Origin of the sequence: Anabaena subtropica FACHB-260 (assembly GCF_014697105.1) — a bacterium.
Taxonomy (GTDB): Bacteria; Cyanobacteriota; Cyanobacteriia; order Cyanobacteriales; family Nostocaceae; genus Trichormus; species Trichormus subtropicus.
On sequence record NZ_JACJRF010000088.1, the window covers coordinates 1 to 5,686 of the forward strand.

Sequence of the window (5,686 nt, forward strand, 5' to 3'; positions counted from 1 at the left end):
ATAATACTCCTGACCAACCTACGAACACGAAGCGATCGCGCTTTAACCAGTCGTCTAGTACGTCAAACCACCCTCTACTGGGGGCGCGTCCTACTGCGATGGTCATTACAACAAATCTCCAATGTTTTTATAAGTTCGGGTTTGTCTGTAGATGAGAATTGTATTTCCTTCTACAAACAGAAAGTTAACCAGATTGTCAATCTAGTTTACAAATTTTTACCGTCTCTAATAATTCTAGGTGCAAACCGCTAATTTTTCCAGTGAATTTTGGGAAAAATTTAATCTTTGGATACAGAAGGGGATGAGGGAGATAAGGGAGATGGAGAAAAAATTTCCCCTTTTCTCTCTGCACCATGCCGCTTTGCCCAGTCCCTAATCCCCAATCTCGAATCCCATAACGCTAAAATTAGTCCTACAGTTACATATAATCACTGCTAAATGTTTACCATTGACTTAAGCATCAAAAATACCGCCTTCCCCATAACCGTGCAACGTAAGACAGCAGAGGATGCTGAGGCTATTTATCAATTGATTTTGGCTGCCATGCGTTCTGGCAATCCTGATATTGTGGAACTGAAGTGTGAGGGTAAGACAGAGAAGAAAATTGCTGTCCGCGCCAGTGAGATTTCTGGAGTCCAGATTACTCAAAAAGATGGTGTCACTACAAGCAGTGGTAGAGCGCCTGGATTTTTTGCCCTAGCTGGTGAGTAACCCAAGGTGTAGACATGGCGGACGTAGGCATTTTAGTTAAAGACTTAAGTTTTAGTTGGCCCAATGGTGAAACGGCGATTCAATCTTGCTCTTTGGAAGTACCCCAGGGTGAATTTTGGATGCTTTTGGGTACAAATGGCAGTGGCAAATCCACATTACTCCGTCTACTAGCAGGGCTTTTGGCTCCCAAATCTGGTGAAATTCGGGTGTTACATCCCGTGGGTTTCGTCTTCCAAAATCCTGATCATCAACTGGTGATGCCTACTGTTGGTGCTGATGTAGCTTTTGGACTGGTGGAAGAAAAACTACCCACACCTGCTGTCAGAGCAAGAGTAGAGGAGGCATTGGGAGCAGTGAATTTGAGCGATCTGCAACTACGCCCAATTTACGCCCTGAGTGGGGGACAAAAACAGCGTGTGGCTATTGCAGGTGCGATCGCTAGACGCTGTGAAGTCTTATTATTAGATGAACCCACAGCCTTACTTGATCCAGATAGCCAACTGGACTTAGTAGCAAATGTCCGCCGACTGGTGAAAAGTAGGGGTATTACTGCTTTGTGGGTAACACACCGCTTGGATGAGCTAAATTACTGTGATGGCGCTTTTCTACTAGAAAAAGGTTGTTTAGTAGATCAAGGTGAACCCCAGCGCCTTAAACAGCGTCTAATGGAAGTGCATCAAGAAGCTTCTTGAAGTGGGTAGTAGGGACTAGCGGCATTGGCCAAATAGCCAAATAGGAGATTATCCATACCATTGCCCATACCGAATCACAACTGACAACTAATCAATTAATCAGTAATTTATGACAATTGCAACGCGCCATTAATGGCGCGTTTGCTGTTATTAGTGCTTTGCACATCAAACTTTGCAAACAAATCATATTTTAAAGCTTTTGTAACATAGTGTTACAAGCAATGCTTCAATTACTATAAAAGTTATGAATAGATCTTGTTAACTCTAGAAAATTGTGATTGAAAACCATGCCCCGTTCCCTAACACCAGCCGTTTTATTGGTAGACGGCTACAATATAATTGGCGCTTGGCCTTGCCTGAAAAAAACCCGTGATAAAGATGGGCTAGAAGCGGCTCGCTGGCAACTTGTGGAAGCAATGACAAGTTACAGTTCATTTCAAGGTTATGATACTCAAATAGTTTTTGATGCTCACTATCAAAATACTTGTAGTAACAAAGAAATTATTACAGAGCTAGTCTCAGTTTATTACACGGATTTTGGGCAAACAGCAGATACTTACATTGAGAAAGTTTGTGCATCTTTACGTCCTGAAGTTTCGCCAGTTAGGGTTTCTCGTGTAATTGTTGCTACATCAGATCGCGCACAACAATTGACAGTGCAGGGTTACGGGGCTGAATGGTTATCCGCATATCAACTGTGCGGGGAAGTAGAAACTACAGTTTGTCGGATGCGGCAAAAGTACCAATCTCGTAAACAATCTAAAAGTAGATTTTTAGCTAGCGCTATAGACCCTAAAGCAAGGCAAAAGCTAGCTGAATTGCGAATGGGAATTTAATTATAGATATTAGCATCTAAAAGTCTCTAGTGTCAGTCTGGAGGGGTTTTTCGCTGCAAGAATCTAGACAATAAAGCAACAGAAATTTTTTTTTGCAAAAGTACTTGCCATATCCTATCGACTACGCTACTATTATAAATCGTGAGAGCAAACATTCCTCAGTAGCTCAGCGGTAGAGCGATCGACTGTTAATCGATTGGTCACTGGTTCGAATCCAGTCTGGGGAGTTTAAAGAATCAAAGAAAATCAAAGGGTAAAAAATGGAGTATGAAATATCCGACTTCACAGACATACCCTACGATCTTTTAGAACTTTGGTTACTTGATAAAGCAGTAGTTTTTCTGAATCATGGGTCTTATGGTGCTTGTCCTAAGCCAGTATTGCTAGTACAAGAAAAACTGCGATCGCAGATGGAAAAAGAACCTCTGCGATTTTTTGGTAGGGAGTGGGAACCGCTATCAGACAACGCTAGAGCCGAACTGGCAACGTTTGTAAATGCTGATATTGAAGATTTGGTGTTTGTACCCAATGCAACGACAGGTGTAAATTCGGTTTTGCGTTCCTTGCATTTTGCGCCTGATGACGAAATCCTAACAACTAACCACGAATATAACGCTTGCCGTAATGTACTCGATTTTGTTGCTGATCGCTCAGGTGCGCGGGTAGTAGTAGCGAAAGTTCCTTTCCCTTTGGAATCGCCACAACAGGTATTTACAGCCATTATTGAACACGTTTCAGCAAAAACTCGATTAGCACTGTTAGATCATGTGACTAGCCAAACTGCTTTAATCTTCCCAATTCAGGAATTGGTACAGGAGTTACAAGCACGAGGTATAGATACACTAATAGATGGCGCTCATGCACCAGGGATGATTCCTCTGAATTTGCGGGAGATTGGCGCAACTTACTACACCGGGAATTGTCATAAATGGCTGTGTGCGCCGAAGGGAGCAGCATTTTTGTATGTATGTCAGGAGAGACAATTAGAAATTCGTCCCCTGACAATTAGCCACGGCGCTAACTCACTACGAACTGATAAAACACGGTTTCGATTGGAATTTGATTGGACAGGTACAGACGATCCTACAGCTTATATCTGCGTACCGGAAGCGATCGCTTTTATGGGTTCGCTGTTATCTGGTGGCTGGACGGAATTAATGCAACGTAACCATTCCCTAGTTTTAGCAGCCAGACAATTACTTTGTGAAGCATGGGGAGTAGAACCGCCTTGTCCTGAGGAGATGATTGGTACAATGGCAGTTATACCAGCGCCTACAACATTAGAAGGGCGAGATTTTTTGTCTGTACATGACGAATTATTTGATAAGTTTGGTATTCAAGTACAAGTGGTTCCTTGGTGTGAATCACCACGATTATTAATCAGGATTTCGGCACAAATTTACAATAGGCTGGAGCAGTACAAATATTTAGCAAAAGCGCTGAAAGAATTGTCAAAGAGTTAAGTTAGTTTGCAGCTTTTACTTAAACTTGTCAATTCATGGATAATTTTCTTGAAAGATTGCATATAATACTAGTATGTACATCATATAAATTAGATAAAACTCCCATCTTTTCAAAAAGCTAAAATTAGGGTTAATGAATGAAGCTTTTTGTGTGAGAATTTCCCTGAAATATCAACAGGTTTTGACATAGTAAAAGTGGGTAAGTATGAAAAATTTTCTAAAAAAAATCTTCACAAATATAGCTATAGCTTTAGGAATTTATTTAGTAGCTTTATTCATAAATGCACCAGTGGCTGCTGATGAAAATTCACAGGTGATTAATAGTTTAACTCCCAGGGAACCGAACTTCTTCCAACAAGGAATAACGCAGTTTGAAAGAGAAACTCAGCTATTAATCAAACTATCTCAAACTAATCAAGAGCCTGTGCTGAAACTTGTTCCTGATAAATTGCCGATTCAAGAACAGTTATCACCACTAGAAAAACCACAAGCTTTGCCTAGTGAGCCTAATAAAACTGGGACTGAATAATTAATCAAATTAGAAAATACTGCCTAATTTGATTAAAGTAGCAAACTCCTCAAAATTTTGTTCCATATCTTGAGTTATTTAGGACAAAAAATTGTAGAGCAATTCTTAAAAAAGTCAGTATAAATATATCACACCAAACAACTGCTAACCGTTGCTAAAACGGACTGAGAAAGCGTATCCAAATCATAGCCACCTTCTAAGCCGAATAAGATTTTGCTAGTTATTCCTAAACAATAATGAGTAAACAAACCATAATCATTTGGTTGCAGATTGACACTGGCTAGAGGATCTTCGGCGTTACCATCATAACCAGCACTAACTATCAGTAAATCTGCCTGAAAACTGGCTAAAAATGGGATTACCTTTTTTTCCCACAATGGCTGATATACAGAAATATCACTACCAGGTGGTACGGGTAGATTTAACACATTACTATGAAAACCCCGTTCTGTGGCTCTACCTGTACCAGGATAGCAAGGGTACTGATGAAGAGAACAGTAGGCAATTTGAGAGTTAGTTTCAACGATCGCCTGTGTACCGTTACCGTGATGTACATCCCAATCGACAATGGCGACGCGGTTAATTCCTGGCTGTTCCAAAGCATAATAAGCGGCGATCGCTGCATTAGAAAATAGACAAAATCCCATACCTGCATCACTTTCAGCATGGTGTCCTGGGGGACGCGCCAGCACAAAAGCGGGATTTGCCGACTCTAACACAGCATCCATCCCGTTTAACCAAGCACTCACCGCCAATAAAGCCACATCATAGCTACGAGGAGAAATGGGTGTATCGCCATCCAAATAACCGCCGCCAGTCGTAGCAATTTCCCTAACTTTATTAATGTAACCGGGACTATGAACCTTCACCAAAAGCGGCATTACAGATGAATTATCCAAGACTGGTGTAGGTTCAATCCATCTGATCTTTTCCGCAAACGCAGCCTGTTTTAGTGCGTTAATAATTGCTGTCAAACGTTCTGGACTTTCTGGGTGATATTTGCCAGTTTTGTGATCTAGGAACTCATCGGAATAGAAGACTGGGAACATGGTGCGAGATTGGCAGCAGGATACTGAATGTCATTGTATCCTCTGTTCGAGATTAAGGGCTGCGGAGAAAATGCTATTACTCGTCTGAGAAACCAATCATTTCATTTGTGGATTCATCGATCATTTCTGGTACTAAAGCTGGGTTACTTTTGAGTTCTTCTGGTGATTGTTCCCGAATTACATCATCCCTTTTTGGCGGGTGTTTGATCTTGTCCAACACCTCGGGGTTTAAGGATGAAGGATCACCTTCAGGATTCATCCTTTCAGCTTGACTAGGAACAGTTTCTTGGTTCATCATTAGAGCTGATTCGTAAAGTAAATATTAAATAGACAATCGCCTAACCATGAGACGAAGTAAGGAACCATAAATCATGGCTTCACTTACCTCTGAATACACTTCATAATC

At 41.2% G+C, this 5,686-nt stretch carries 7 protein-coding genes and 1 tRNA gene; 6 read left to right on the plus strand and 2 right to left on the minus strand.

Annotated elements, in window-relative coordinates:
- Positions 1–438: 438 nt before the first annotated feature.
- From H6G18_RS24290 to H6G18_RS24315, 6 genes are all read left to right on the plus strand, one after another.
- Positions 439–711: a hypothetical protein gene (locus tag H6G18_RS24290; RefSeq protein WP_190409652.1), complete on the plus strand. Its 273-nt coding sequence runs from the start codon at positions 439–441 to the stop codon at positions 709–711.
- 14 nt (positions 712–725) lie between these two features.
- Positions 726–1,403, plus strand: coding sequence for an ABC transporter ATP-binding protein (locus H6G18_RS24295; RefSeq protein ID WP_190409653.1), 678 nt, complete (start codon positions 726–728; stop codon positions 1,401–1,403).
- A 287-nt stretch (positions 1,404–1,690) separates the two neighbouring features.
- Positions 1,691–2,239, plus strand: a complete 549-nt coding sequence (locus tag H6G18_RS24300; protein WP_190409654.1) for an NYN domain-containing protein — start codon at positions 1,691–1,693, stop codon at positions 2,237–2,239.
- A 155-nt stretch (positions 2,240–2,394) separates the two neighbouring features.
- A tRNA-Asn gene (locus tag H6G18_RS24305) sits at positions 2,395–2,466 on the plus strand.
- 33 nt (positions 2,467–2,499) lie between these two features.
- Positions 2,500–3,702 (plus strand): aminotransferase class V-fold PLP-dependent enzyme, encoded by a 1,203-nt coding sequence (locus H6G18_RS24310; protein WP_190409655.1) that lies wholly within the window; start codon positions 2,500–2,502, stop codon positions 3,700–3,702.
- 205 nt (positions 3,703–3,907) lie between these two features.
- Complete coding sequence (locus H6G18_RS24315) at positions 3,908–4,231, plus strand: hypothetical protein (RefSeq protein ID WP_190409656.1); 324 nt, start codon at positions 3,908–3,910, stop codon at positions 4,229–4,231.
- Between the two features lie 128 nt (positions 4,232–4,359).
- Here H6G18_RS24315 and H6G18_RS24320 read toward each other — a convergent pair whose 3' ends face one another.
- Positions 4,360–5,280 carry a histone deacetylase family protein gene (locus tag H6G18_RS24320; RefSeq protein WP_190409657.1) on the minus strand — a complete coding sequence of 307 codons (921 nt, stop codon included), beginning with the start codon at positions 5,278–5,280 and terminating at the stop codon, positions 4,360–4,362.
- A 76-nt stretch (positions 5,281–5,356) separates the two neighbouring features.
- On the minus strand, positions 5,357–5,575 hold the full coding sequence (locus H6G18_RS24325) for a hypothetical protein (RefSeq protein ID WP_190409658.1): 219 nt from the start codon (positions 5,573–5,575) through the stop codon (positions 5,357–5,359).
- Positions 5,576–5,686 lie beyond the last annotated feature (111 nt).